The organism is Flavobacterium sp. GQ95 (assembly GCF_059758655.1).
Window position 1 is genome coordinate 163644 of the sequence record NZ_JCAXEB010000010.1, and the last position, 22688, is coordinate 186331.

18 protein-coding genes are annotated in these 22688 nt (G+C 34.0%); 6 read left to right on the plus strand and 12 right to left on the minus strand.

Going from position 1 to position 22688, the window contains the following annotated elements:
• Nucleotides 1–105: 105 nt before the first annotated feature.
• Nucleotides 106–2376: a cation:proton antiporter gene (locus tag AC6CH4_RS19005; RefSeq protein ID WP_498105732.1), complete on the plus strand. Its 2271-nt coding sequence runs from the start codon at nucleotides 106–108 to the stop codon at nucleotides 2374–2376.
• 114 nt (nucleotides 2377–2490) lie between these two features.
• Here AC6CH4_RS19005 and AC6CH4_RS19010 read toward each other — a convergent pair whose 3' ends face one another.
• The 3 genes from AC6CH4_RS19010 to pyrH all read right to left on the minus strand — a co-directional run bounded on the left by AC6CH4_RS19010 (nucleotide 2491) and on the right by pyrH (nucleotide 6523).
• Nucleotides 2491–4986 carry a DUF5686 family protein gene (locus AC6CH4_RS19010; protein WP_498105734.1) on the minus strand — a complete coding sequence of 832 codons (2496 nt, stop codon included), beginning with the start codon at nucleotides 4984–4986 and terminating at the stop codon, nucleotides 2491–2493.
• 118 nt (nucleotides 4987–5104) lie between these two features.
• Nucleotides 5105–5668, minus strand: a complete 564-nt coding sequence (frr, locus tag AC6CH4_RS19015) for a ribosome recycling factor (RefSeq protein WP_192186887.1) — start codon at nucleotides 5666–5668, stop codon at nucleotides 5105–5107.
• Nucleotides 5669–5815: 147 nt separating this feature from the next.
• On the minus strand, nucleotides 5816–6523 hold the full coding sequence (gene pyrH / locus AC6CH4_RS19020) for a UMP kinase (RefSeq protein ID WP_026983543.1): 708 nt from the start codon (nucleotides 6521–6523) through the stop codon (nucleotides 5816–5818).
• 190 nt (nucleotides 6524–6713) lie between these two features.
• Between pyrH and AC6CH4_RS19025 the strand changes: the two genes are divergently transcribed.
• Nucleotides 6714–7331: a thioredoxin family protein gene (locus AC6CH4_RS19025; RefSeq protein WP_498105736.1), complete on the plus strand. Its 618-nt coding sequence runs from the start codon at nucleotides 6714–6716 to the stop codon at nucleotides 7329–7331.
• Between the two features lie 345 nt (nucleotides 7332–7676).
• On the opposite strand, the gene truB is transcribed toward AC6CH4_RS19025, so the two are convergent.
• The 6 genes from truB to AC6CH4_RS19055 all read right to left on the minus strand — a co-directional run bounded on the left by truB (nucleotide 7677) and on the right by AC6CH4_RS19055 (nucleotide 13760).
• Nucleotides 7677–8372 carry a tRNA pseudouridine(55) synthase TruB gene (truB, locus tag AC6CH4_RS19030; RefSeq protein ID WP_498105738.1) on the minus strand — a complete coding sequence of 232 codons (696 nt, stop codon included), beginning with the start codon at nucleotides 8370–8372 and terminating at the stop codon, nucleotides 7677–7679.
• Nucleotides 8372–9169: an undecaprenyl-diphosphate phosphatase gene (locus tag AC6CH4_RS19035; RefSeq protein WP_498105740.1), complete on the minus strand. Its 798-nt coding sequence runs from the start codon at nucleotides 9167–9169 to the stop codon at nucleotides 8372–8374. Before AC6CH4_RS19035 ends, truB begins: the two co-directional genes overlap by 1 nt.
• A gap of 104 nt (nucleotides 9170–9273) precedes the next feature.
• On the minus strand, nucleotides 9274–9528 hold the full coding sequence (locus AC6CH4_RS19040; protein ID WP_072969714.1) for a DUF3098 domain-containing protein: 255 nt from the start codon (nucleotides 9526–9528) through the stop codon (nucleotides 9274–9276).
• An 85-nt stretch (nucleotides 9529–9613) separates the two neighbouring features.
• Complete coding sequence (locus AC6CH4_RS19045) at nucleotides 9614–10489, minus strand: cell division protein FtsX (RefSeq protein WP_498105742.1); 876 nt, start codon at nucleotides 10487–10489, stop codon at nucleotides 9614–9616.
• Between the two features lie 274 nt (nucleotides 10490–10763).
• On the minus strand, nucleotides 10764–13316 hold the full coding sequence (locus AC6CH4_RS19050) for a TonB-dependent receptor (protein WP_498105744.1): 2553 nt from the start codon (nucleotides 13314–13316) through the stop codon (nucleotides 10764–10766).
• A gap of 96 nt (nucleotides 13317–13412) precedes the next feature.
• Nucleotides 13413–13760 (minus strand): winged helix-turn-helix domain-containing protein, encoded by a 348-nt coding sequence (locus AC6CH4_RS19055; protein ID WP_498105746.1) that lies wholly within the window; start codon nucleotides 13758–13760, stop codon nucleotides 13413–13415.
• Between the two features lie 324 nt (nucleotides 13761–14084).
• On the opposite strand from AC6CH4_RS19055, the gene leuS reads away from it, so the two are divergent.
• Both leuS and AC6CH4_RS19065 read left to right on the plus strand, forming a co-directional pair.
• Complete coding sequence (gene leuS, locus AC6CH4_RS19060) at nucleotides 14085–16952, plus strand: leucine--tRNA ligase (RefSeq protein ID WP_498105748.1); 2868 nt, start codon at nucleotides 14085–14087, stop codon at nucleotides 16950–16952.
• 432 nt (nucleotides 16953–17384) lie between these two features.
• Complete coding sequence (locus AC6CH4_RS19065; RefSeq protein WP_498105750.1) at nucleotides 17385–18071, plus strand: zinc metallopeptidase; 687 nt, start codon at nucleotides 17385–17387, stop codon at nucleotides 18069–18071.
• 159 nt (nucleotides 18072–18230) lie between these two features.
• Here AC6CH4_RS19065 and AC6CH4_RS19070 read toward each other — a convergent pair whose 3' ends face one another.
• From AC6CH4_RS19070 to AC6CH4_RS19080, 3 genes are all read right to left on the minus strand, one after another.
• Nucleotides 18231–18701 (minus strand): Lrp/AsnC family transcriptional regulator, encoded by a 471-nt coding sequence (locus tag AC6CH4_RS19070; RefSeq protein ID WP_041518480.1) that lies wholly within the window; start codon nucleotides 18699–18701, stop codon nucleotides 18231–18233.
• A 368-nt stretch (nucleotides 18702–19069) separates the two neighbouring features.
• Nucleotides 19070–19819: a uroporphyrinogen-III synthase gene (locus tag AC6CH4_RS19075; RefSeq protein WP_056187230.1), complete on the minus strand. Its 750-nt coding sequence runs from the start codon at nucleotides 19817–19819 to the stop codon at nucleotides 19070–19072.
• A gap of 14 nt (nucleotides 19820–19833) precedes the next feature.
• Nucleotides 19834–20505: a DUF4271 domain-containing protein gene (locus tag AC6CH4_RS19080; protein WP_498105752.1), complete on the minus strand. Its 672-nt coding sequence runs from the start codon at nucleotides 20503–20505 to the stop codon at nucleotides 19834–19836.
• 105 nt (nucleotides 20506–20610) lie between these two features.
• Here AC6CH4_RS19080 and AC6CH4_RS19085 point away from each other — a divergent pair, with 105 nt between their 5' ends.
• Nucleotides 20611–21336 (plus strand): polyprenol monophosphomannose synthase, encoded by a 726-nt coding sequence (locus AC6CH4_RS19085; RefSeq protein WP_498105754.1) that lies wholly within the window; start codon nucleotides 20611–20613, stop codon nucleotides 21334–21336.
• A 10-nt stretch (nucleotides 21337–21346) separates the two neighbouring features.
• On the plus strand, nucleotides 21347–22687 hold the full coding sequence (locus AC6CH4_RS19090) for a dihydroorotase (RefSeq protein ID WP_498105756.1): 1341 nt from the start codon (nucleotides 21347–21349) through the stop codon (nucleotides 22685–22687).
• Nucleotide 22688: the final 1 nt, after the last annotated feature.

Genomic DNA, 22688 nt, shown 5'->3' on the forward strand with positions numbered 1-22688 from the left:
AAAGTTTTTCGGACTTGTTACATAGATTGAAAATTAGGTGTAAAATTGCTTTTTCACGTAGTTCCGAGTTATGATATTTGCAGCAATAAATCAAAAAAATGAGTTATGAATAACATTAAAAACTCTTTATTTTATGTTACTGTAATTGGTGGTTTCACTGCATTAATATATTGGGTAATCTCAAAAGGAGCTTCGCTTGAAGTGGGGCGCGGAATTGTTGAGAAAAAAATAGAAAGCAATCATTGGAATGATTTTCTGCATTCTATGGTTGAAAATTTACAACATCCATTAGCTATTTTATTGGCACAGATTGTGACTATTATTTTAGTAGCACGTTTGTTTGGCTGGATTTTTAGAAAAATTGGACAGCCATCCGTAATTGGAGAAATGATCGCCGGAATTGTTTTAGGACCCTCTTTGGTCGGAATGTATTTCCCGGAATTTTCATCCGCTTTATTCCCAAAAGAATCTTTAGGAAACTTACAATTCTTAAGTCAGATTGGTTTGATTCTTTTCATGTTCGTTATCGGAATGGAATTGGATTTAAAAGTTCTTAAAAATAAAGCGCACGAATCAGTGGTAATTAGCCACGCTAGTATTGTAATTCCATTCGCATTAGGTTTGACACTTGCTTATTTTATATACGCAACTTTTGCACCGGTTGGAGTAGCTTTTTCTTCTTTCGGATTATTTATGGGAATTGCCATGAGTATTACTGCTTTTCCGGTTTTAGCCAGAATTGTTCAGGAAAGAGGCATGCAAAAAACCAAACTCGGAACTATCGCGATAACATGTGCCGCAGCAGATGATATAACAGCCTGGTGTATTTTAGCGGTTGTAATTGCGATTGTAAAAGCAGGTTCATTTACAAGTGCTTTATATGTAATTGGTTTAGCAATTTTGTATGTAATTGTCATGCTGAAAATAGTTCGTCCGTTCTTAAAACGTGTTGGCGATTTGAATTCAACTCGCGAAAGTTTGAATAAACCCGTTGTTGCCATTTTCTTTTTAACGCTTTTGTTTTCGGCTTATGCTTCTGAATTAATTGGAATTCACGCTCTGTTTGGTGCTTTCTTAGCCGGAGCAATTATGCCGGAAAATAATAAATTCAGGAATATTTTTATCGAAAAAGTAGAAGATGTTTCCATCATTGTTTTATTGCCATTGTTCTTTGTGTTTACAGGTTTACGTACACAAATTGGGTTACTAAATGATCCTTATTTATGGAAAGTGACAGCTGTAATTATTGCAGTTGCCGTAACCGGAAAGTTCTTTGGAAGTGCATTGGCAGCAAAATTTGTTGGGCAAAACTGGAAAGACAGTTTAGCTATTGGAGCCTTGATGAATACACGTGGTTTAATGGAATTGGTAGTATTAAATATAGGTTACGATTTGGGTGTACTTTCAACTGAAATCTTTACTATGATGGTAATCATGGCTTTGGTAACTACTTTTATGACGGGACCAGCTTTAGATTTTATTGGCTTTATTTTTAAAGATAAAATTACGGCTATTCCTCAGGAAATTGGAAATAAAAGCAAGTACAAGATTTTACTTTCGTTTGCAACTCCAGAGAAAGGAAAAAAACTTTTGCAGATTGCCAACAGTTTAGTTAAAAAACAAGGTGACAACTCGATTGTAACGGCAATGCATTTGTCGTTAAGTACAGAGATACATTCGTTTGATGTTAAAGATCATGAACGAAAAATGTTAGTTCCGGTGATTGAAGAATCACAGCGACTGAATCAAAATATGGTAAGCGTTTTTAAGGTGACAAATGATATTGATACTGATATTATTGACACAGCAAATCAAGGTGAATATGATTTATTGTTAGTTGGTTTAGGACAATCTATTTTTGATGGAACTTTACTCGGGAAGATTCTTGGTTTTACAACGCGAATCGTAAATCCGGATCGTTTGATCGATAAATTTACAGGGAAAGAAGGCTTGTTTGAAAATTCTCCTTTTGATGAAAGAACACGTCATATTATTGCCAAAAGTAAAATGCCGGTTGGAATTTTTATTGATAAAGATTTAGAAGAAGTTAATCAGATTTTCATGCCAATTTTTAGTCAGGAAGATGCTTTCTTGATTGAATATGCTAAGAAATTAATCAATAATAACGGCTCTCAAATTACAGTTTTAGATGCTAGCGGAGAAGTAAAAAGTACTCGTGATATTCAGGAAAGTATTCGTTCGATCGAACAAATTGCTCCAAATCATATTATGATTATGCACGACAGAACGATCAAAAAAGAATTTTTAGAAAGCCAGAACTTAATGATTATAAGCTTAGACAGCTGGAAAAAACTGATCGAATCTCAAAGTACATGGTTGAATAACACGCCTTCGGTTTTGATTTTGAAACCATAGGGTTTTAAAAATTCCAATAAAAAAATTCCAAATTCCAATTTATGACAATTGGAATTTGGAATTTTTTTATTGGAATTTGGAATTTATCCCGAGGCTTCGGGCTTGGAATTTAATTTACAATCCCAAATCAAGTACATAAGAAATCTTAACCGCAATATTATCTTCAAATTTCAATAATTGATTTGGTCCATAACGATAGAAGCCGCCTAAACCAAAACCTTTGAAAATTCGGTTTAATTCGATTCCTGATTCAAAAAAACCTTTGTCTAAAGTTTTATAAGCCGGTCCAACATGTTGTTCCGGTTTTTCCATATTTCCCCAAGCCATTCTTGTTACTAATACCAAGGAAGGGCGAACTTTTTTCATGATTTTAATTCGGTCAAAACCGTGTTTAATTTGAAAAAATACGTATTGACTTGAGAAGAACTCATTAAAATACATGGTTTCAAAACTATTTCTTCCGGCAAAAGTAATACGTTGCAGTACGGTTTCTTTAGTTAGGTTATTTGGCATTGTGTTGTACAAATGCGTAATAGGAACGTCTCCCATCGCAACACCTCCTTGTAAAAGTAAACTTGTTTTTTGCCCGTTTAAGTACTTTTTTTCATACTCGGTTTTGAAATCTATTTTGCTGAAAGTAAAATCGTTTTCTAAAACATTTGGAAGCGATTGTGTATACTGAAAAGTAAATCTCGGAAACCTTTTGTCTGATTCTGTTCTTCCGGTTGGTGTTTGCATGAAATCGCTAAACGGCGCCCAAACTATTGAGGCCATTGCCGTTGTCATGATATAACTTGAGTATAATTGTCCGTTTAAATTAAAAAGATAATCAAATTTTGGCTCGACATAGGTTCGTGATAATTCAAAAACAGCTTCCGTTTTCGGGATAATTTTTGTTTGCACATTAGCCTTCCAGCTAATGTATTTGTAAAAAGTACTAATATTGATGGGACGCGGATCGTAAATTTTGAAAACGCGTTTGTCAACGGCGAAAACCGTACTTGCAATTTCCCGAACATCATCCGTATAAGAACCATTTAACCAGGTGTTGGTAGATTTGTCCAATAAAACTCCGGAACCTAAGCTGTATTTGAAATTACCATCTTTTGTTCCGTAAGCTGTATATCCTTCAATTCTAAAATTTTTAGAAAAACGATCATTTGTAATTCCGCCAAGGCCTAAACGAAATCCTTCGTAATTATTATAACTGATGATTTTTTTTAAGTCAAGATCTATAGGGCCAAGTGGTAAATAACCATTTATGATTTTTCGTCCAAAGCCTAATCGTTTTTCGATTCTTTTACTTATCGAAATACTGTCTAATAATTGATATGTTTTCTGGCTTTTTAAGTCTAAACTTTCTTTTCTGTAGGTGTTCCAGAAATCTTCAGGTTTTTTGCTGGCATCGTCCTTAATTTCAATGTAAAGCGATGCATTTTTTATTATTGGATTTGTGTTGTAGTGAATATCGAAATTATTACTTTCAGAAAGTAAGTACGTAAAATCTGAAGCTGATTTTTTTCTAGGCTCAAAATTATCTTCGACATCTCCGTCAAACTGAATTGTCCCGCCTAAAATTTTGATATCATCGTCATTTTTTCCTTTTACAATTTTGAAAGTAGTATTGCTTTGAAACCAGATTTTTTCATTCGGGACATATTCAAATTCGTGAATTCCGCTGATATCCAAAACACCTTTTATTCGCATTACCGCTTTCGCGACAGCAAAATTTTCCTGATCGATATACAAAACGCCTTCAAGGCCATTTGATTTTCTTTTTTTCTTGTTTTTAAAGTAAATCATGTAGGTATTTCTACCTTTTATCGGAACTGTATCAAGTAGTTTATAATTGTAATCGGTAAATGCATTATCTGCAATCGGACTCTGGTGTTTGGTTTCGAACAATTCATATTTCGAATCGTAAATCGAAATGGACTGTAAGTTAAATGCAATGATTTCGTAAACAGGCTGTTTGAAACCTGCCATTTTGGTACCGAGAATCGTTTCTTTGAGCTTGTTATTTCCAAACTGATATTGTGAAACTTTTTCAGTCTGAAATAAATGTTGTTTGCTGATGATTTCTTTAAACTTATAATCAGAGGAATCAATATTGATTTGTTTTTTATTGAAATCTTTATAAGCAGCAGAAGAATCAATTCTGCCGTCGATAGAATCAGGATTCGCTGTAACGATAAGTTTATTATAGGTTTTGTATTCAAAACTGCTGAGTTTCTTCTGCGGATTGTTCCGGTTTTTATTCGCAATAACTTTCTTTATAATAGTCAAAGCCGGATTTTCATTAGAAACAACAACTTCCTTTAAATCATCTGTTTTTTGAGAAAGTGAAATCGAGTAAAACTTTTTATTATCTGTTAAAGCAATAATTTTCGTTTGGAATCCTATATAAGAAACTGAAATACTGTTGATTTTTGAACTAATTTTAAGATCAAATTTTCCATCAACATCCGTAATAGTATTGTTGCTATCTGAAGTTGTTATTGTGGCAAACGGAAGGGGTTTTCTGTTTGAATCGGTAACAATTCCGTTTATTTGAAATTGCGCCTGAATAGTAAGCGTAAAAAACAAAGTCAATAAACAAAATAGCTTCATACAGAGGATTATAGTTTCAAAAACGAAAACATTCTAATTTTGGTATGCAAAAATAAGAATAAAAAAATCCGTCTGGTATAATTTAACCAAACGGATTTTTAATTTATATCGAATAAAATTACACCTTCATGATTTCAGCTTCTTTCGCAGCCAATAATTCATCGATTTTTTTGATGTAAGTATTAGTCAGGTTTTGAACTTCTTCTTCAGCAGATTTACAAACATCTTCAGAAGTTCCTTCTTTTTCTAATTTTTTAATATCGGTGTTGGCGTCTTTACGAACGTTACGAACTCCAATTTTTGCATCTTCCGCTTCAGATTTTGCCTGTTTCGCTAAATCTCTACGACGATCTTCTGTTAATGGTGGAACACTGATAATAATCATGTCTCCGTTATTCATCGGATTAAAACCGATGTTAGCGATCATAATCGCTTTTTCAATAACATGAAGCATGTTTTTTTCAAAAGGCTGCAAAGTTATTGTTCTTGCATCCGGAACACTAATTTTTGACACTTGCGAAAGAGGTGTTGCAGATCCGTAATAATCTACAAAAACACTTCCTAACATGGCCGGAGAGGCTTTTCCTGCGCGAATATTTAGAAATTCTTTCTCTAAATGCGCAATTGAGCCATTCATTGATTCTTCAGTACTCTCTAATATAAAATCTATTTCTTCACTCATTTTTTTAGATTTTTAGATTTTTAATTGAATGAGATTTTTAAAATCATCCAATTTACTAACTAATATAATTTTATTTTTTTAATTGCTTTAAAGATTATCAGGATTTTCTAAAAATCTAATGATCTAACGTCTAATAATCTCAGTAGCCTAAATGTTAACTACGGTTCCGATGTTTTCACCTTCACAGATTTTCAATAAATTTCCAATTTTGTTCATATCAAAAACAACGATTGGTAATTTATTTTCCTGGCTTAATGTGAAAGCTGTAGTATCCATTACGTTTAATCCTTTTTTAAGGACATCATCAAACGAAATGAAATCAAATTTTACTGCTGAAGCGTTTTTCTCAGGATCGCAATCGTAAACACCATCAACACGAGTTCCCTTCAGGATAACATCAGCATTGATTTCGATTCCTCTTAAAACAGCAGCAGTATCAGTTGTGAAATATGGATTTCCGGTTCCGGCTCCAAAAATTACGATTCTTCCTTTTTCAAGGTGACGGTCAGCTCTTCTTTTGATGTATGGCTCTGCAATAGATTCCATTTTCAATGCAGTTTGCAAACGCGTTTTCATTCCTTTATCTTCAAGTGCGCCTTGTAAAGCCATTCCGTTAATTACGGTTGCAAGCATTCCCATGTAATCGCCTTGTACTCTGTCCATACCGGCACTGGCACCAGCAACGCCTCTAAAAATATTTCCTCCTCCAATAACAATAGCAATTTCTACTCCTTTACTGTGAATCTGCTTAATTTCTTCAGCATATTCGGCTAATCTTTTAGGGTCAATTCCGTATTGTAAATCACCCATTAAGGCTTCGCCGCTAAGTTTTAGAAGAATTCTTTTATATTTCATGTTTGTGTTGCGTTAATTTGTGCAAATATAGACATATTCTGATTTTTAAAAATAATGTTTACAAAAAATTAATTGCTCTTTTATATTTAAATTTAGAAAGACTTTTACGCTTATTTCTGTCGAATCTGATAAAAGTCATTTGGGCGTCTTTTTAAATTGCTTAAATTTATAAAACCAAAACGAAACAAATATGAAAAGTATTGTAGCTAAAGCATTATTCAACAGTTATTCGTACGCAGAATATCGAAAATTAGTAACCGATTTATTATCCGAAGGAAAATCAACAGGAGACGACCAATCAGAAAGTTTGACACATTATACGAGTTTAAACGAAGCCCGTATGAATCGATTGGAAAAAACAATTAAAATTTCGGAAGAAACAATTGAGAAACTACAAAATTTAGATAATCATTTTATCTGGTTGGTAATTTCTGAAGGATGGTGTGGTGACGCAGCTCAAATACTTCCTATATTGAATAAAATGGCTTTGGCATCTGATAAAAAAATTGATCTTAAAATTGTACTACGAGATCAAAATGATGAATTAATGAGTCAGTATCTGACCAATGGAGGAAGAGCAATTCCAAAAGTTATTGTAATTTGTAAAGAAGCCGGAATTGTTCGTGCAGATTGGGGACCAAGGCCAAAGGGCGCAACCGAATTAATGACAAATTATAAAAGAGACTTTGGTGTAATTGATGAAAAAATAAAAACCGATTTACAATTATGGTATCTGGCAGATAAAGGAATTTCGGTTCAGGAAGAATTGATTGAGATAATGGATAATATAAAATATAACCGATTGTAATTTTTGTAATAATTGTCTGTAACTAAATGTTATTAAAGTGTTGAAAACAAATGTTATAGTGTTTTGATGTGTATTGATTTTTTTATATCTTAGTGGCATAATCCCACTTCTATTATTTACTTTTTGATTTACTCTTTTTATTGGTGTCTCTTTAATGTTTAACAATTAAAAATGCACTATCATGAGAAAGTTATTCGACAGGTTTTACGATTTTATTTCAGGTTTATTGTTTGGAGGGAAAAATATGACACATTATTGACCTCGAAAAAACAAGTACGGAAAGCAAAATTATTTTAGAAGTTGGCACATTACTATTGCCTCATTTTGTAATGTGCTATTTTATTTTTACTCCAATTTAAGGCTTTCCTCAAACAAAGTAATATCAGTTGCATCTTTTACATCGTAATCGCCAATTTTAGTTCGGCGCAAAACGGTCAAATGCGAACCTGAATGCATTGCTTTTCCAAAATCAAAAGCTAAGGAACGAATATAGGTTCCTTTACTGCAAACGACTCTGAAATCAATTTCAGGTAATGCAATTCTGGTAATTTCAAATTCGTGAATAGTTGTTTTTCTACTGGCAATTTCTACCGTTTCTCCAGCGCGTGCGTGCTCGTATAAGCGGATGCCATCTTTTTTAATGGCTGAAAAAATAGGTGGTTTTTGATCTATTTCACCTAAAAACTGTTTTACGGTTTCATGAATTAAAGCTTCATCAATATGAGAAGTTGGGAAAGTTTGGTCGATCTCCGTTTCTAAATCGTACGATGGAGTAGTGGCTCCAATGTAAAAAGTACCCGTATATTCTTTGGCCTGACCCTGAAGTTCAGAAATTCTTTTGGTAAATTTTCCGGTACAAATCAATAATAATCCAGTCGCCAAAGGATCTAAAGTCCCCGCGTGTCCAATTTTGAACTTTTTTGGAAGTCCAACTTTATTGATTAATAGGTATTTTAATTTATTGACAGCTTGAAACGAACTCCATTTTAAAGGTTTGTCTATCAGTAAAACTTGTCCGTCTAAATATTCTTCAGTTGTCATTATATAATGGTAAGCGGGTGAATGAAAAAGTGGATAATCAATAAAATGATTCCGGCAATGATTCGGTAATAACCAAAAACTTTAAAACCGTTTTTAGTCAAAAATCCAATGAAGGTTTTGATTGCTAAAAGTGCTACAATAAAAGCTACAACGTTTCCAATAACTAGAATGTTAATCTGGTCATGAGATAATTCAAATCCGTCTTTATAATAGTCGTAACATTTTTTTACGGTTGCACCTAACATCGTTGGAACAGCCAAAAAGAATGAAAATTCAGCCGCAGTAGTTCTTGATAATTTTTGCGACATTCCGCCCACTATACTTGCACCACTTCTGGAAACTCCCGGTATCATAGCAATACACTGAAATAATCCAATTTTAAAAGCCTGTAAATAAGTGATTTCCTGAGAAGTTTCTGCTGTATTTGGATTGTTGAACCATTGGTCGACTTTCAATAAAATCAAACCTCCTATTAAAAGTGAAATAGCAACTGTAACCGGATTTTCTAATAATCCATCGATAAAATCACTCAATAATAATCCTAAAACTACGGCCGGAATAAAAGCGACCAAAAGTTTAAAGTAAAAATCAAGGGTCTGAAAGAAACGTTTGAAATATAAAACAACAACTGAAAGTATAGCACCAAGCTGAATAACAATCGTAAAAAGTTTAGTAAAGTCTTCGTGTGCAATTCCGAAAAAAGAAGAGGCAATAATCATGTGTCCAGTTGAAGAAACAGGTAAAAATTCTGTGATTCCTTCAATAATGGCAAGAACGATAGCTTGTAATGTATTCATTTAATTAGATTTTTAGATTTTTAGACATCTTAGATTTTAGACTTTTTTAAAAGATTAATCTAATAATCTAAGATGTCTGAGAATTCTAAGGAGTCTAAAAAAGTCTATTTTGATTTTTTGAAGATAGAATAAATCGTGATTCCAAAACCGATTAAAACAGTTGTCGGAGCTAAACGAATACGTCTAAAACTAAAAACATCTTCATTAAAAACATTCGGATTATCACTTCCTCCACCGGACATTAAGATAAATCCCAAAGCGATTACACCAATCCCGATCAATAAGATTTTGTAATTGATACCGTCAAAAAGGAATTCTTGTTTTTGAGGTTGTTGTTCTTCTTTAATATTGTTTTTCATTTTGTCATTGCGAGGAACGAAGCAATCCCATCCTCTGTTTTATGAGTTTGTTTTTAATCTAATATCTTAAATCTACAATCTAAAATTAATAAAGATCGTCTGTTCTTAAATTCAGGAAACGTTGTGTTGCAAAATGCGTGCTTACCCAGGTAATTAAAACACCTAATCCGAAAACGGCTAATAATACCAATCCAATTAAAATCTTATCTTCTAAAATTCCTAATCCCGGGAAATTAGTTTCTACATAAAGTAAAAGTGCAATCAAAGCTATAATAGCCAATCCGGCACCCAACATTCCTAATTTTACACTACGCATTACAAATGGTTTACGTATAAACGATTTTGTTGCGCCCACCATTTGCATGGTTTTAATGATAAAACGGTTCGAGTGAATGGATAAACGTAGCGAACTGTTGATTAATAAAACAGCAATTATCGCAAGGAAAGCACTGATAATTAAAATCCACATACTTACTTTTTTGATGTTGTCGTTTACCAGATTTACCAATTGTTTGTCGTAAACAATATCTTCGATCATTGTATTTTGACGTAAACTGCTTTCAATTTTAGAAATGCTGTCTCTCTCAACGTAATCTGCTTTTAAGTGAATGTCGTAAGAATTCAATAATGGGTTTTCACCCAAAAAGGTTAAGAAATCTTCTCCGATAATCTCTGTATGCTCTTTTGCTGCTTTTTCTTTAGAAACATAAGCATAAGATTTTGCGAAAGGCGCTCTTTTTAATTCAGCGTTGAATGCTTTGATAACACTATCATTGGCTTCGTTTTTAAAGAAAACCGTCATTGCGATTTTTTCTTTAAAATCATTAGCCAGTTTTTTAGAATTGATAATGAATAATCCGAGTACTCCTAAAAGGAATAGTACCAGAAAAACACTTAATACAACCGAAAAATAAGAGGAAATTAACCTGCGCTTTTGAAATTTATCAAAGTTGGAACTCATAGTATGCTTAAATTATGTGGTAAAAATAATAAAGAATTTCTTTATTTAAAGTTAATAACGATCAAAGTTTTAACTTTTGTTCCATAAATATACGATTAGATATTGAATAAAAAGTTGATTTAACCGCAAAGTACGCTAAGTTTTGCGCCAAGTTTGCAAAGTTGTTTCTATTTAATCTCGCAAAGTCGGGAAGTCGCAAAGAATATAAAAACTTTGCGACTTCCCGACTTTGCGTGAGATAAGTAAGCTTCTTTAGTGCACTTTGCGGTTAGATTTATTTCGTTTCCCAAACTAAAGATAAATAATATAACCCGCCAATTGACGGTCCGCCAAGAATAGAAGTATAGGTTTTATTTAAGACATTCGTTGCTCCTAATTTAGCTGAAATTCCTTTTTTGAAACCATAATTTACCTGTGCATCCATGGTCCAATAGGCCGGAACAGTCCCGCTTACTAAAAAAGAAACGTAATCAAAATTGTTTTGATAACGGACCGTTACGCTCGCGCCAAGATTTCTCCAGATATTATTGGCTAATAACGTTCCGTTCACATTAAATTCAGGTGTATTAAAACCGTCTTCTAAGCCATCTTTATCGTCTGTTCTGTCAAGTTTAGTGTAAGTAATATTTGTCAAAGCGGTAAAAGTCTGATCGAGACGATATCTTAAACCTAAACTTCCTCCGTAATTATAAATTTTACTTTTAGAATTCGTCCATAAACGATAACGATTTTGCGTGTTTTTCGAATATAAAGCGGTCGGAATTAAATTTGGATCGTTAGTATTTGGAATACTGGCTTCAACCTGAGCAATGAAATTTTTATAGGAGTTGTAATAAAAATCGACATCAATAAAAAGATTTCGGTTTAAGGCCATTGCTCTGAATCCAAATTCAAAAGATTTTACAAATTCAGGTTCTAAATAAGTATATGGATTTTTCTGAATCGTATTTTTATTCTTTTCAATGGCCTGCGCCTGAGTTAAACCATTTGTGTTTACATCACTGTTGACCTGCGCCTGAAATTTATCAATTGAAGCTTTAGTGTACGAATTTTCGAAAATTCCGTCAGACATAATTCTCAAACCACCAACACGTTTTACACCACCTGAATTTACATTCGAAAATCCTTCAAAAATACTAGGGAAACGATATCCGGTTTGATAAGATGTTCTAAAACTAATGGTTTCTTTCGGAGAATAAACTGCGGTAAATTGAGGCGTGAATTTAGCATCAAAATAATCAGCTTTGTCAACTCTTAAAGTCGCGCCCAAAATTAATTTCTCCTGGAATAAATTTTTTGTCAATTGTGTAAATCCGCCTGTTTTTTGATAAGTCAGATTTTCAGAACTGCTTACAGGATTAATGAAATAATTTCCATCGGGAACAATTATATAATTTCTATAATCGAATCCGCTTAATAATTTGGTGTCTATTTTTTCGAAGAAAGAAGCAAAAGCCTTATCCCAATTAATTAAACCCTCGCCATGAACCAAAGTTGATTTTACACGTAGTGCCGCGCCAATATCCCAATTGTTGATGTCGATTAATTCATTTTTCTTGTTTTCGTAAGCTTCTGTTCCAGGGACAAATCGTCCCTGATCAGATGAAGTTCTTGCCATTCTGTGTGCATCGGCAACTGTTGCACCACCCGTAATGGCATTTTTATAGGCAGTTGAATAATCGGTAAACCATTTATCGTCTGATTTATAAGCGCGATCCATATTTTCGGCTAAGGAACGCATATTATAAGAGTCTCCTGTATTTTCGGTTGTTGCGTATGCCTTTACCTGAAAAATTGGTGTGTGGTAATCAACAGCAAATTGATTTAAGGTATAATTGTCTAATCTAAACCGATTCGAACGTTGATAAATTGTATTTATTAAAGCCGTTTTATATGTTGCTGATAATTCATGTCCCTGTTTCGGACGGAAATAAAAACCAATATCCGCCTTATAATTTTTGATTTCATAATCTGAAATATCAGTTTCGCGATAACCCGTTCTGGCAACAACGTAGTTTTTACCGTTTAAATTCAGTGTTTTTCGGTTCGCCGATTCATTTCCGTATCCGTTGACTTCGTCATAAGCCGGATTGTCAGCACCAAATAAATTGGTTGATGCATTGGCAAGTGGAGCCAAATCGTTTCGGTCATCGGCAACCCAATCTGTTCCGCCCGTTGATGAAGCATTTATTTTGAAAGCGAATTTTTCAGTAAATGCTCTGGCAAATCTTAAATTAAATTGCGAATATACTTTTGGTGAAAACCGGTCAATATTGCCGACATGATTTACGCCGGTTAATTGCTGAATGCTGATGCCTTGATATTCGAATGGATTTTTAGTCTGAATATTTGCAAGACCATTTATGGCGTTCATTCCGTACAAAGCCGCAGCCGTTCCTGGAATTATTTCGATTTTGTCAATATCAAGATCATTTGCTCCGAGTGCATTCGCAATTGGCGCACCTAAATGTGGTGCCTGATTGTCGATTCCGTCAACCAATTGCGCAAATCTAACGTTGGTCGAATTGGCAAAACCTCTCGTATTTATCACTTTAAATCCCAAACTCGGCGTAATAATCTGAACGCCTTTTACATTTTCAAGTGCTTCATAAATACTTGGGGATGCCATTTTCTTGGCTTCCGCCGATTTCAATTGTTCGATACTTATAGGAGAATGCATGATATTTTCAGAACGACGGGAAGCGGTAATTATAACTTCGTTTAAATCTTCTTTTTTGATGCTGTCTTGAACTGTTTTTGATTTTTCAGTTTGAGAAAAGCTTTTCAAACTTATAAAAAGAAAAATCAGATATAATTTTTGGTTCATAATCTAGGGTTTAGCTTTCAGTATGTTTTAAAATGAATACTGATGATTAAAAAAAATGGTTTTGGTTATTTTGTTTTTTTAAATAAAATAATGAGTTTAAAATTTCAGATTTTGAGTTTCTTTTAAAGCAAAATCCTTAATACGTTTTTCAATTTCATAAAAAACAGAAATTGCTTTTTCTCCGGCTTCAGTCAGTTTTGCACCGCCGCCGCCTTTTCCACCAAGCAGTTTTTCTACTAAAGGACTTTCAGCGCGCTGATTCATTTCTTCTACTAATTGCCAGGCCTGACGATACGCCATTTTCATTTCTTTGGCGGCATTGGTTATAGAACCTGTTTTGCGAATATTTTCAAGCAACCAGATTTTTCCAATTCCAAGAAAAGCTCCTTCAGTTTCTTCAATCCAAACCCGAACTTCAACTTTGTATTTTTTGCTGTCAGCCATTTTGATTTTTTTAATGCTATTCAAAAATAATTCTTTTTTGATTAATAATTCTTTCGCTGGTCTTCGTTTAAACTGGACTGAAGTCCAGCCCTACAATATGGTTCGTCCCTCCGGAACTTTATAGACTTCACAATCTTAAGCAAAAAGATTATTTCCTAAGTATTAAAATACAAACATACGTATTTTTACGTAATTAAAAATACGTATTTTGTTATTTTATTTGTTTGTCAACGAAATAGCTTTGGTACAATCTGTAATAAATGTAAATTTGCGCACTAAAAACTTAGAAACTTAGTTACTCAGTAACTTAGCAACTCAAAAAAAATGAAATACAATCCAAACGAAATCGAAGAAAAATGGCAAAAATATTGGGCTGAAAACCAAACTTTTGCTGCAAGTAACAATTCTGAAAAACCAAAGCATTATGTGTTAGACATGTTTCCTTATCCATCCGGAGCGGGATTACACGTTGGGCATCCGCTGGGTTATATTGCTTCAGATGTTTATTCTCGTTTCAAAAGACATCAGGGTTTCAATGTATTGCACCCAATGGGATATGACAGTTTTGGATTGCCTGCAGAGCAATATGCGATACAAACTGGACAGCGTCCTGAAGATACAACGCGCGTAAATATTGATGGTGGAGTTGATAAAGAAGGAAAACAAATTGCCGGATACAGAAAACAATTAGATAAAATCGGATTTTCATTTGATTGGAGCCGTGAAGTTCGTACTTCGAATCCCGATTATTACAAACATACTCAATGGATTTTTATCCAATTATTCAATTCATGGTATTGTAGAAAAGAAGGAAAAGCTTTTGATATTGCTGAACTTGTAAAAGTTTTTGAAGAAGAAGGAAATGGATTGGTAGAAGCAGTTTGCGATGACAACGTTGCAATTTTTACTGCGGCAGAATGGAAATCTTATTCTGAAGATCAAAAAGAAAAAATCCTTTTGCAATACAGAATGACGTATTTGGCAGAAACAGAAGTAAACTGGTGTCCTGGTTTAGGAACTGTTTTGGCAAATGACGAAATCGTAAACGGCGTTTCGGAACGTGGAGGATATCCTGTTATAAGAAAAAAAATGACACAATGGAGTATGCGAATTTCTGCTTATGCCGAACGCTTGCTTCAAGGTTTGAATGATATCGATTGGAGTGAATCTATAAAAGAGTCGCAAAGAAACTGGATCGGAAAATCAGTTGGTGCAATGGTTTCTTTCAACGTGAAAAATCATGATGAGGTAATCGATGTATTCACAACTCGTCCTGATACTATTTTTGGAGTGACTTTTATGACTTTGGCGCCAGAGCATGATTTGGTAGCGAAAATTACAACTCCGGAACAAAAAGCGACTGTTGAAGCGTACATCGAAAAAACGGCAAAACGCTCAGAGCGTGAGCGTATGGCTGACGTGAAAACCATTTCCGGAGTATTTACAGGAGCTTATGCTGAACATCCTTTTACGAAAGAACCAATTCCGGTTTGGATTGGAGATTACGTTTTGGCCGGTTACGGAACAGGCGCTGTAATGGCGGTTCCTTGTGGAGACGAAAGAGATTACGCTTTTGCGAATTTCTTTAAAGGTCAAAACGGAATGCCGGAAATCAAAAATATTTTTGCCAATGTTGATATTTCTGACGCCGCTTACGGTTCAAAAGATAATGTTGAAATTGCCAATTCTGATTTCTTAAACGGATTAAATTATAAAGAAGCAACTCAGGCTGTAATTACCGCTTTGGAGAAAATAGGACAAGGAAGCGGAAAAACAAATTACCGTTTGCGTGATGCTGTTTTTTCTCGTCAGCGTTATTGGGGAGAGCCTTTCCCTGTTTATTATGTAAATGGATTGCCAAAAATGATCGATGCACAGCATTTGCCAATCATTTTGCCTGAAGTAGAAAAATATTTACCAACCGAAGATGGTTTGCCTCCGTTAGGAAATGCGACAATCTGGGCTTGGGATACAAAAAACAATGAAGTTGTCAATACTGATTTAGTTGATAATTTCGAAATTTTCCCTCTTGAATTGAACACTATGCCAGGTTGGGCAGGAAGTTCATGGTATTGGATGCGTTATATGGATGCACACAATGAAGACAGATTCGCTTCCGCGGAAGCGTTAAAATATTGGGAAAGTGTAGATTTATACATTGGAGGAAGCGAGCACGCAACCGGGCACTTATTGTATTCTCGTTTCTGGAATAAATTCTTAAAAGACAAAGGTTTTGCTCCAACAGAAGAACCATTCAAAAAACTGATCAATCAGGGAATGATTTTGGGAACTAGTGCTTTTGTTTATAGAATTGAAGGAACGAATAGTTTTATTTCTAAAAATAAAATTGGAGATCATAAAGTACAACCAATTCACGCTGATGTCTCAATGGTTAATTCTTCTGATGAATTAGATGTTGAAAAATTCAAAGCGTGGAGAGAAGATTATACTGATGCAGAATTCATTACAGATGATAATGGAAAATACATTGTAGGCCGTGAGGTTGAAAAAATGTCAAAATCAAAATACAATGTCGTAACTCCGGATGATATTTGTGCTGAATATGGTGCTGATACATTGCGTTTGTACGAAATGTTTTTAGGTCCGTTAGAGCAGGCAAAACCTTGGAATACCGCTGGAATTTCAGGAGTATTTGGCTTCTTGAAAAAATTGTGGAGATTATACATCGATGAGAACAATGGTTTAATCGTTAATAATGACGAACCAACAAAAGACAATCTAAAATCATTACATAAAACTATCAAAAAAGTGGCAGAAGACATTGAGAATTTCTCTTTCAATACTTCGGTTTCTCAGTTTATGATTTGTGTGAACGAATTGTCTTCTCAAAATTGTCATTCAAGAGCAATTCTTGAACCATTGGCTATTTTGGTTTCGCCATATGCACCTCACATTGCTGAAGAATTATGGGAACAATTAGGTCACACCACTTCAATTGCAACAGTTGATTTTCCTGTTTTTGATGCGAAACACTTAGTAGAAAGCAGTAAAGAATATCCCGTTTCTTTCAACGGAAAAATGCGTTTCACTATCGAATTGCCTTTGGATTTAACCGCAGTGCAAATCGAGGAAATCATTATGAAAGATGAAAGAACATTACGTCAATTAGATGGAAGAACTCCAAATAAAGTGATTATTGTTCCCGGGAAGATCATCAACCTTGTTGGATAAATAAAAATTCCAAATATTTTAAATTCCAAATTCCAATTTTACGATTGGGGTTTGGGATTTTTTTTACATCCAGTTTGTCATCCTGACGGAGGAAGGATCACACTAGAAACTCGACAAAGATTGACGAATCACTATGCGGAGTTACATGTATGGTCCTCCGTTCCTCAGGATGACAAGATTGTAGAAATTTTAGTTTTTTTGCCACGAATTGCACAAATTTCCACAAATTCAATTCGTGCTAATTCGTGACTCGAGCGATAGCACAGACGAAGTAAATTCGTGGTTAAAAAACATCCTTAATTGGAATTTGGAATTTCCTATTTGGAATTTAATTTAAAATTAGGATGTCATTTTGGCATTTTAGAAAAATGGTTCGTAAATTGTAGAATATTTAAAAAACATATTCTAAAACAATTTAAAAAATATATAAACATGGGAAGTGGATATTTAATTATTGCCGGAGCAATTATGCTTTTCAGTTGGCTGGTAAGCTCAAGATTGAAAAGTAAATTTGAATTATATTCTAAACTGCAACTAAGAAACGGAATGAGCGGTGCCGAAATTGCCGAAAAAATGTTGGCTGATAACGGAATCAGAGATGTTCGTGTAATCTCGACTCCGGGTCAGTTAACAGATCACTACAATCCGTCAGATAAGACGGTTAATTTGAGTGAAGCGGTTTACAATCATCGCAACGCTGCTGCTGCTGCAGTTGCAGCGCACGAGTGCGGTCACGCAGTTCAACATTCAATAGGATATGAATGGCTAACAATGCGTTCTAAGTTAGTACCCATTGTTAGTGTAGCATCTAATTATGTACAATGGATTTTACTTGCAGGAATTTTGATGATCAGAACTTTTCCGCAATTATTATTAATCGGAATAATCATTTTTGCCGCAACAACCTTATTTACAATCATTACTTTGCCTGTAGAATACGATGCAAGTAACAGAGCGCTGGCCTGGTTGGAAAATAAACACATGCTGACACAAGAGGAGCAGGCCGGAGCAAAAGACGCCTTAAAATGGGCTGCAAGAACTTATGTAGTAGCGGCTATTGGTTCTATTGCAACGCTGTTGTACTATATTTCGATTTATTCAGGGAATAGGAGGAATTAATAATGTGCCAATTAGATAATGTGGCAATTAGATAATTAATAGCAAACCCGACAGGTTTTAAAAACCTGTCGGGTTTTTTGTTGTAAGTATTTTTGAAATTATCTAATTATCAAATTGCCGCATTCTCTAATTAAATTATCTAATTGCGGCATTATCTAATTAAAGTTGAATCTGCCTGTCAATCTGCTGATCTAGCGAAATAAATGTTTCTGTTCTTGAAACCCCTTCGATTGCCTGAATTTTAGTATTCAAAAGCTGCATTAAATGTTCGTTGTCGCGACAGATGATTTTAATCAAAACTGACCAGTTTCCTGTAGTATAATGACATTCTAAAACTTCAGGGATTTTTTTTAAGTCCTTTACGGCTTCAGAGTTTCGGGAAGCTTTGTCAAGATAAACACCTATAAACGCCATGGTGTTATAGCCTAAGACTTTTGGATTTACGGTAAATTTTGAGCCTGAAATTACACCCGATTGCTCCAGTTTTTTCAAACGCTGATGAATTGCCGCTCCGGAAATGCCAATTTTATTAGCAATTTGTAAAATAGGTTTTCGGGCATCGTCCATTAAGTAACGTAGAATTTCTTTGTCGATACCGTCAATTTCAATTATAAGGGAGTTAATTTTCATGAGTTGTAATTTGAAACTAATTTAGTTGTTTAGGTTTTAGTTAGAAATCAAATGTACTCAAAATGCTGTAAAAAAGAAAATTCCAATGTTTGAAACTCCAAATTCCAAATGATTAATATGAAACAAGAATTTAAAATAGTATTGAGACAAAGATTTTGATATAAGAAATTAATCGTATTTCAATTATAGCCCACGGATTTAGCCGTGGGAGACGGATTGTGATAAATTTTTTTGCTTCAACTACGGATACCGAGGACAATATCAAGGTTTGAGTGTGTTTTTTAGAGTTTCATCTAAAAAAGAAAAATTCCAAATCTCAACAGAAAGTTGGAATTTGGAATTTTCAATATTGTAATTTAAAAAGAATTTTATTTTCCTTTGTTTGCTTCACTAATGTATTTCTCTAAAGCCATTGTCATAGAAGGTGTTTCAGGAGTTGGGGCAAGAATATCAATTCTTAAACCATAGTCTAAAGCTTCTTTTTGAGTTGTACTTCCAAAAACAGCAATTCTGGTGTCGTTTTGTTTAAAGTCCGGAAAGTTTTTAAATAAAGATTTAATTCCGGTTGGACTAAAAAATGCTAAAACGTCATAATAAACATCAGCCAAATCAGATAAGTCACTCATTACAGTTTTGTAAAAAATAGCTTGAGTCCAATCTACTTTTAAGTTGTTTAATGTAACAGGTGCATCTGCATTTAATTGATCAGAAGCAGGTAACAAGAATTTTTCATCCTTGTATTTTTTAATAAGAGGGGATAAGTCTGCAAAATCTTTTGCTCCCACATAAATTTTACGCTTTCTGTACACTACATACTTTTGCAGATAAAATGCAACAGCTTCAGATTGACAAAAATACTTCAATCCTTCTGGGACTTTGTAACGCATTTCATCAGCCACTCTAAAAAAATGATCTACAGCATTTCGACTTGTTAAAATGATCGCAGTGTAATGATTAAGATCGATTTTTTGCAATCGAATCTCTTTTGCGCTAACCCCTTCCACATGAATAAATGGTCTGAAATCAATTTTTATTTTGTGTTTTTGTTGGAGCTCAAAGTAAGGAGAATTCTCCACTTTAGGTTCAGGCTGTGACACCAAAATTGTTTTCACTTTCATATTATAAACATTTTCTAAGCACTCCCTTTTGTAATCCAATAATAGAGAAAATAATAAGGGGCTATTTCAAGTGCGCAAAGATATAAAATAAAATAAAATAACTTGCCGATTATTACGTTTTGATATGTTTTTATCGAAATAAAATACGAGTAGAGGCTCAGACACAGCGAAACGCCTATGATTACTAGAGGAATGATCTGTGGAATATTGTCATAATAGAACAAAACAGCATTGATAGGCAGAATTAAAACGCCAATATAGGTTCTGTAAGTTACTTTTTGTAAGTTAAAAAGGTCCGCAAAATCGTCAATATTGAAGGAAGTAGCTACAATTTTCTCAATTAAATATTTTGCAAGGATAAAATAAAGTAAAAAGGTAGCAATCTGAATGAATAAAATCCAGTCGGTTTTTTTTATACTATCGTCAAAAATATTTAGCGTAAGCAGTATGAAAAAAGCAAACGAAATAATCTGAACGAAAAACAACCCAATAGTAAAACTGCTTTTCAAATGGTTATTATCACGATAAATTTTTGCGTATTTATCTGAAAAAATAAGCTTACTAAATTCGCTGAATCTAGTTTCATAAGCTGATTTTGTCATTGCAACAACGGCAAAGGTCACCACAAATAAAAGTGTTGCCCAATCTTTGTTTTCGAGGATTCTGGGAGTAAGTTGTTCAATCATAACGACACAAAATTAGTAATTTTTTGTTTCAATACTTTTATTATAAATTTATTATGAATCAAATGCCATAAAAAGTTTACTTTTGCGGTGAAATTACCCAGAAAAATGAATGATTGTATTGTCATAATTCCCACTTACAACGAAATCGAAAATATTGAAAGTATAGTTAGAGCTGTTCTTTCACAACATAAACCTTTTCATCTCTTAATCATTGATGATAATTCGCCAGATTTTACTGCAAATAAAGTAATTGCATTACAGGAAGAATTTCCTGATAGGTTATTTTTAGAAAAAAGAGCCAAAAAATCGGGTTTAGGAACTGCTTATGTTCACGGTTTCAGATGGGCTTTAGAACGCAATTATGATTTCATTTTTGAAATGGATGCCGATTTTTCCCATAACCCAAATGATCTTGAAAAATTATATGACGCCTGTCATTTTGGAGGCGCATCATTAGCTGTTGGATCTCGTTATGTAACGGGTGTAAATGTGGTCAACTGGCCGTTAAGTCGTGTATTAATGTCTTATTTTGCTTCGGTTTATGTGAAATTCATTACCGGAATGAAAATTCATGATGCAACTGCTGGTTTTGTTTGTTATAAAAGAGAAGTTTTGGAGAAGATAAATCTGAACAAAATTAAATTTGTTGGATATGCTTTTCAAATCGAAATGAAATATCGAACATATTGTGGTAAATTTGAAATAACAGAAGTTCCGATTATTTTTACGGATCGGACTAAAGGAGTTTCAAAAATGAGCAATGCCATTATTAAAGAAGCTATACTTGGAGTAATTTCACTTCGATTAAAAAAATTATTCAATACATTATAAAGCCAGGGTGATGAACAGGATTTTAATTAAAAATGCTAAAATTGTAAACGAAGGATCAATTTTTGAAGGTGATGTTTTGATCGAAAACGACTTAATCGTTGAAATTTCAGACAGCATCAGCCTAAAAACCTCTGATTGCAAAGTAATAGATGCCGAAGGAAGTTATTTAATTCCCGGAGCAATTGATGATCAGGTTCACTTTAGAGAACCGGGATTAACACACAAAGGAGATATAGAATCAGAATCAAGAGCGGCAGTTGCGGGTGGAATTACTTCTTTCATCGAACAACCCAATACGGTTCCGAATGCTGTTACTCAGGAAATCCTTGAAGATAAATACGAGATTGCTGCCGAAAAATCATTTGCGAATTATTCGTTTATGATGGGAGCAACCAACGATAATTTAGAAGAAGTTCTAAAAACGAATCCCAAGAATGTTGCGGGAATTAAGATCTTTTTAGGTTCTTCAACCGGAAATATGTTGGTTGATAAAGAAGAAACTTTAGAGAAAATTTTCTCAAGTACGCCCATGTTAATTGCAGTTCACTGTGAAGATGAAACTACAATTCAAAATAATCTTGCTGCATTTAAGGAACAATATGGTGATGACATTCCGGTAACGGCGCATCATTTAATTCGTAGTGCGGAAGCTTGTTATATTTCGTCTTCAAAAGCAGTTGCTTTGGCGAAAAAAACAGGAGCAAGACTTCATATTTTCCATCTTTCAACTGCGAAGGAAATGGAATTATTTACGAATAAAATTCCGTTAGAAGATAAAAAAATTACCGCTGAGGTTTGTGTGCATCATCTTTGGTTTACTGATGAGGATTACAAAACAAAAGGAAATTTTATCAAATGGAATCCTGCGGTAAAAACAGCTGATGATAGAAAAGAACTGTGGAAAGCTTTAAATGACGGACGTATTGATGTTATTGCAACAGATCATGCACCTCATACGAAAGAAGAGAAAGAACAGTCTTATTTAAAAGCGCCTTCTGGAGGTCCGTTGGTTCAGCATGCTGTGGTGGCAATGTTTGAAGCACATCACCAAGGAAAAATTACTGTTGAAAAAATCGTAGAAAAAATGTGCCACAATCCGGCTAAAATTTTCAAAATCGAAAAAAGAGGTTTTATAAAAGAAGGTTATTTTGCTGATTTGGTAATTGTGAATCCAAGTTTGCCATGGAGTGTTAAACCAGAGAATATTTTATATAAATGCGGTTGGTCGCCATTTGAAAATTTTACTTTTAAATCGAGAATCACTCATACTTTTGTAAATGGTGAAATGGTTTATAATAATTTTAAAGTAAAAGATATTCGTGCCGGAAAAAGATTATTGTTTGACAGATAAA

Bases quoted from the DNA above. Each gene is read 5' to 3' on its own strand.
- AC6CH4_RS19005 (WP_498105732.1), top strand. From the start codon at position 106: ATGAATAACATTAAAAACTCTTTATTTTATGTTACTGTAATTGGTGGT.
- AC6CH4_RS19010 (WP_498105734.1), bottom strand. From the start codon at position 4,986: ATGAAGCTATTTTGTTTATTGACTTTGTTTTTTACGCTTACTATTCAG.
- frr (WP_192186887.1), bottom strand. From the start codon at position 5,668: ATGAGTGAAGAAATAGATTTTATATTAGAGAGTACTGAAGAATCAATG.
- pyrH (WP_026983543.1), bottom strand. From the start codon at position 6,523: ATGAAATATAAAAGAATTCTTCTAAAACTTAGCGGCGAAGCCTTAATG.
- AC6CH4_RS19025 (WP_498105736.1), top strand. From the start codon at position 6,714: ATGAAAAGTATTGTAGCTAAAGCATTATTCAACAGTTATTCGTACGCA.
- truB (WP_498105738.1), bottom strand. From the start codon at position 8,372: ATGACAACTGAAGAATATTTAGACGGACAAGTTTTACTGATAGACAAA.
- AC6CH4_RS19035 (WP_498105740.1), bottom strand. From the start codon at position 9,169: ATGAATACATTACAAGCTATCGTTCTTGCCATTATTGAAGGAATCACA.
- AC6CH4_RS19040 (WP_072969714.1), bottom strand. From the start codon at position 9,528: ATGAAAAACAATATTAAAGAAGAACAACAACCTCAAAAACAAGAATTC.
- AC6CH4_RS19045 (WP_498105742.1), bottom strand. From the start codon at position 10,489: ATGAGTTCCAACTTTGATAAATTTCAAAAGCGCAGGTTAATTTCCTCT.
- AC6CH4_RS19050 (WP_498105744.1), bottom strand. From the start codon at position 13,316: ATGAACCAAAAATTATATCTGATTTTTCTTTTTATAAGTTTGAAAAGC.
- AC6CH4_RS19055 (WP_498105746.1), bottom strand. From the start codon at position 13,760: ATGGCTGACAGCAAAAAATACAAAGTTGAAGTTCGGGTTTGGATTGAA.
- leuS (WP_498105748.1), top strand. From the start codon at position 14,085: ATGAAATACAATCCAAACGAAATCGAAGAAAAATGGCAAAAATATTGG.
- AC6CH4_RS19065 (WP_498105750.1), top strand. From the start codon at position 17,385: ATGGGAAGTGGATATTTAATTATTGCCGGAGCAATTATGCTTTTCAGT.
- AC6CH4_RS19070 (WP_041518480.1), bottom strand. From the start codon at position 18,701: ATGAAAATTAACTCCCTTATAATTGAAATTGACGGTATCGACAAAGAA.
- AC6CH4_RS19075 (WP_056187230.1), bottom strand. From the start codon at position 19,819: ATGAAAGTGAAAACAATTTTGGTGTCACAGCCTGAACCTAAAGTGGAG.
- AC6CH4_RS19080 (WP_498105752.1), bottom strand. From the start codon at position 20,505: ATGATTGAACAACTTACTCCCAGAATCCTCGAAAACAAAGATTGGGCA.
- AC6CH4_RS19085 (WP_498105754.1), top strand. From the start codon at position 20,611: ATGAATGATTGTATTGTCATAATTCCCACTTACAACGAAATCGAAAAT.
- AC6CH4_RS19090 (WP_498105756.1), top strand. From the start codon at position 21,347: ATGAACAGGATTTTAATTAAAAATGCTAAAATTGTAAACGAAGGATCA.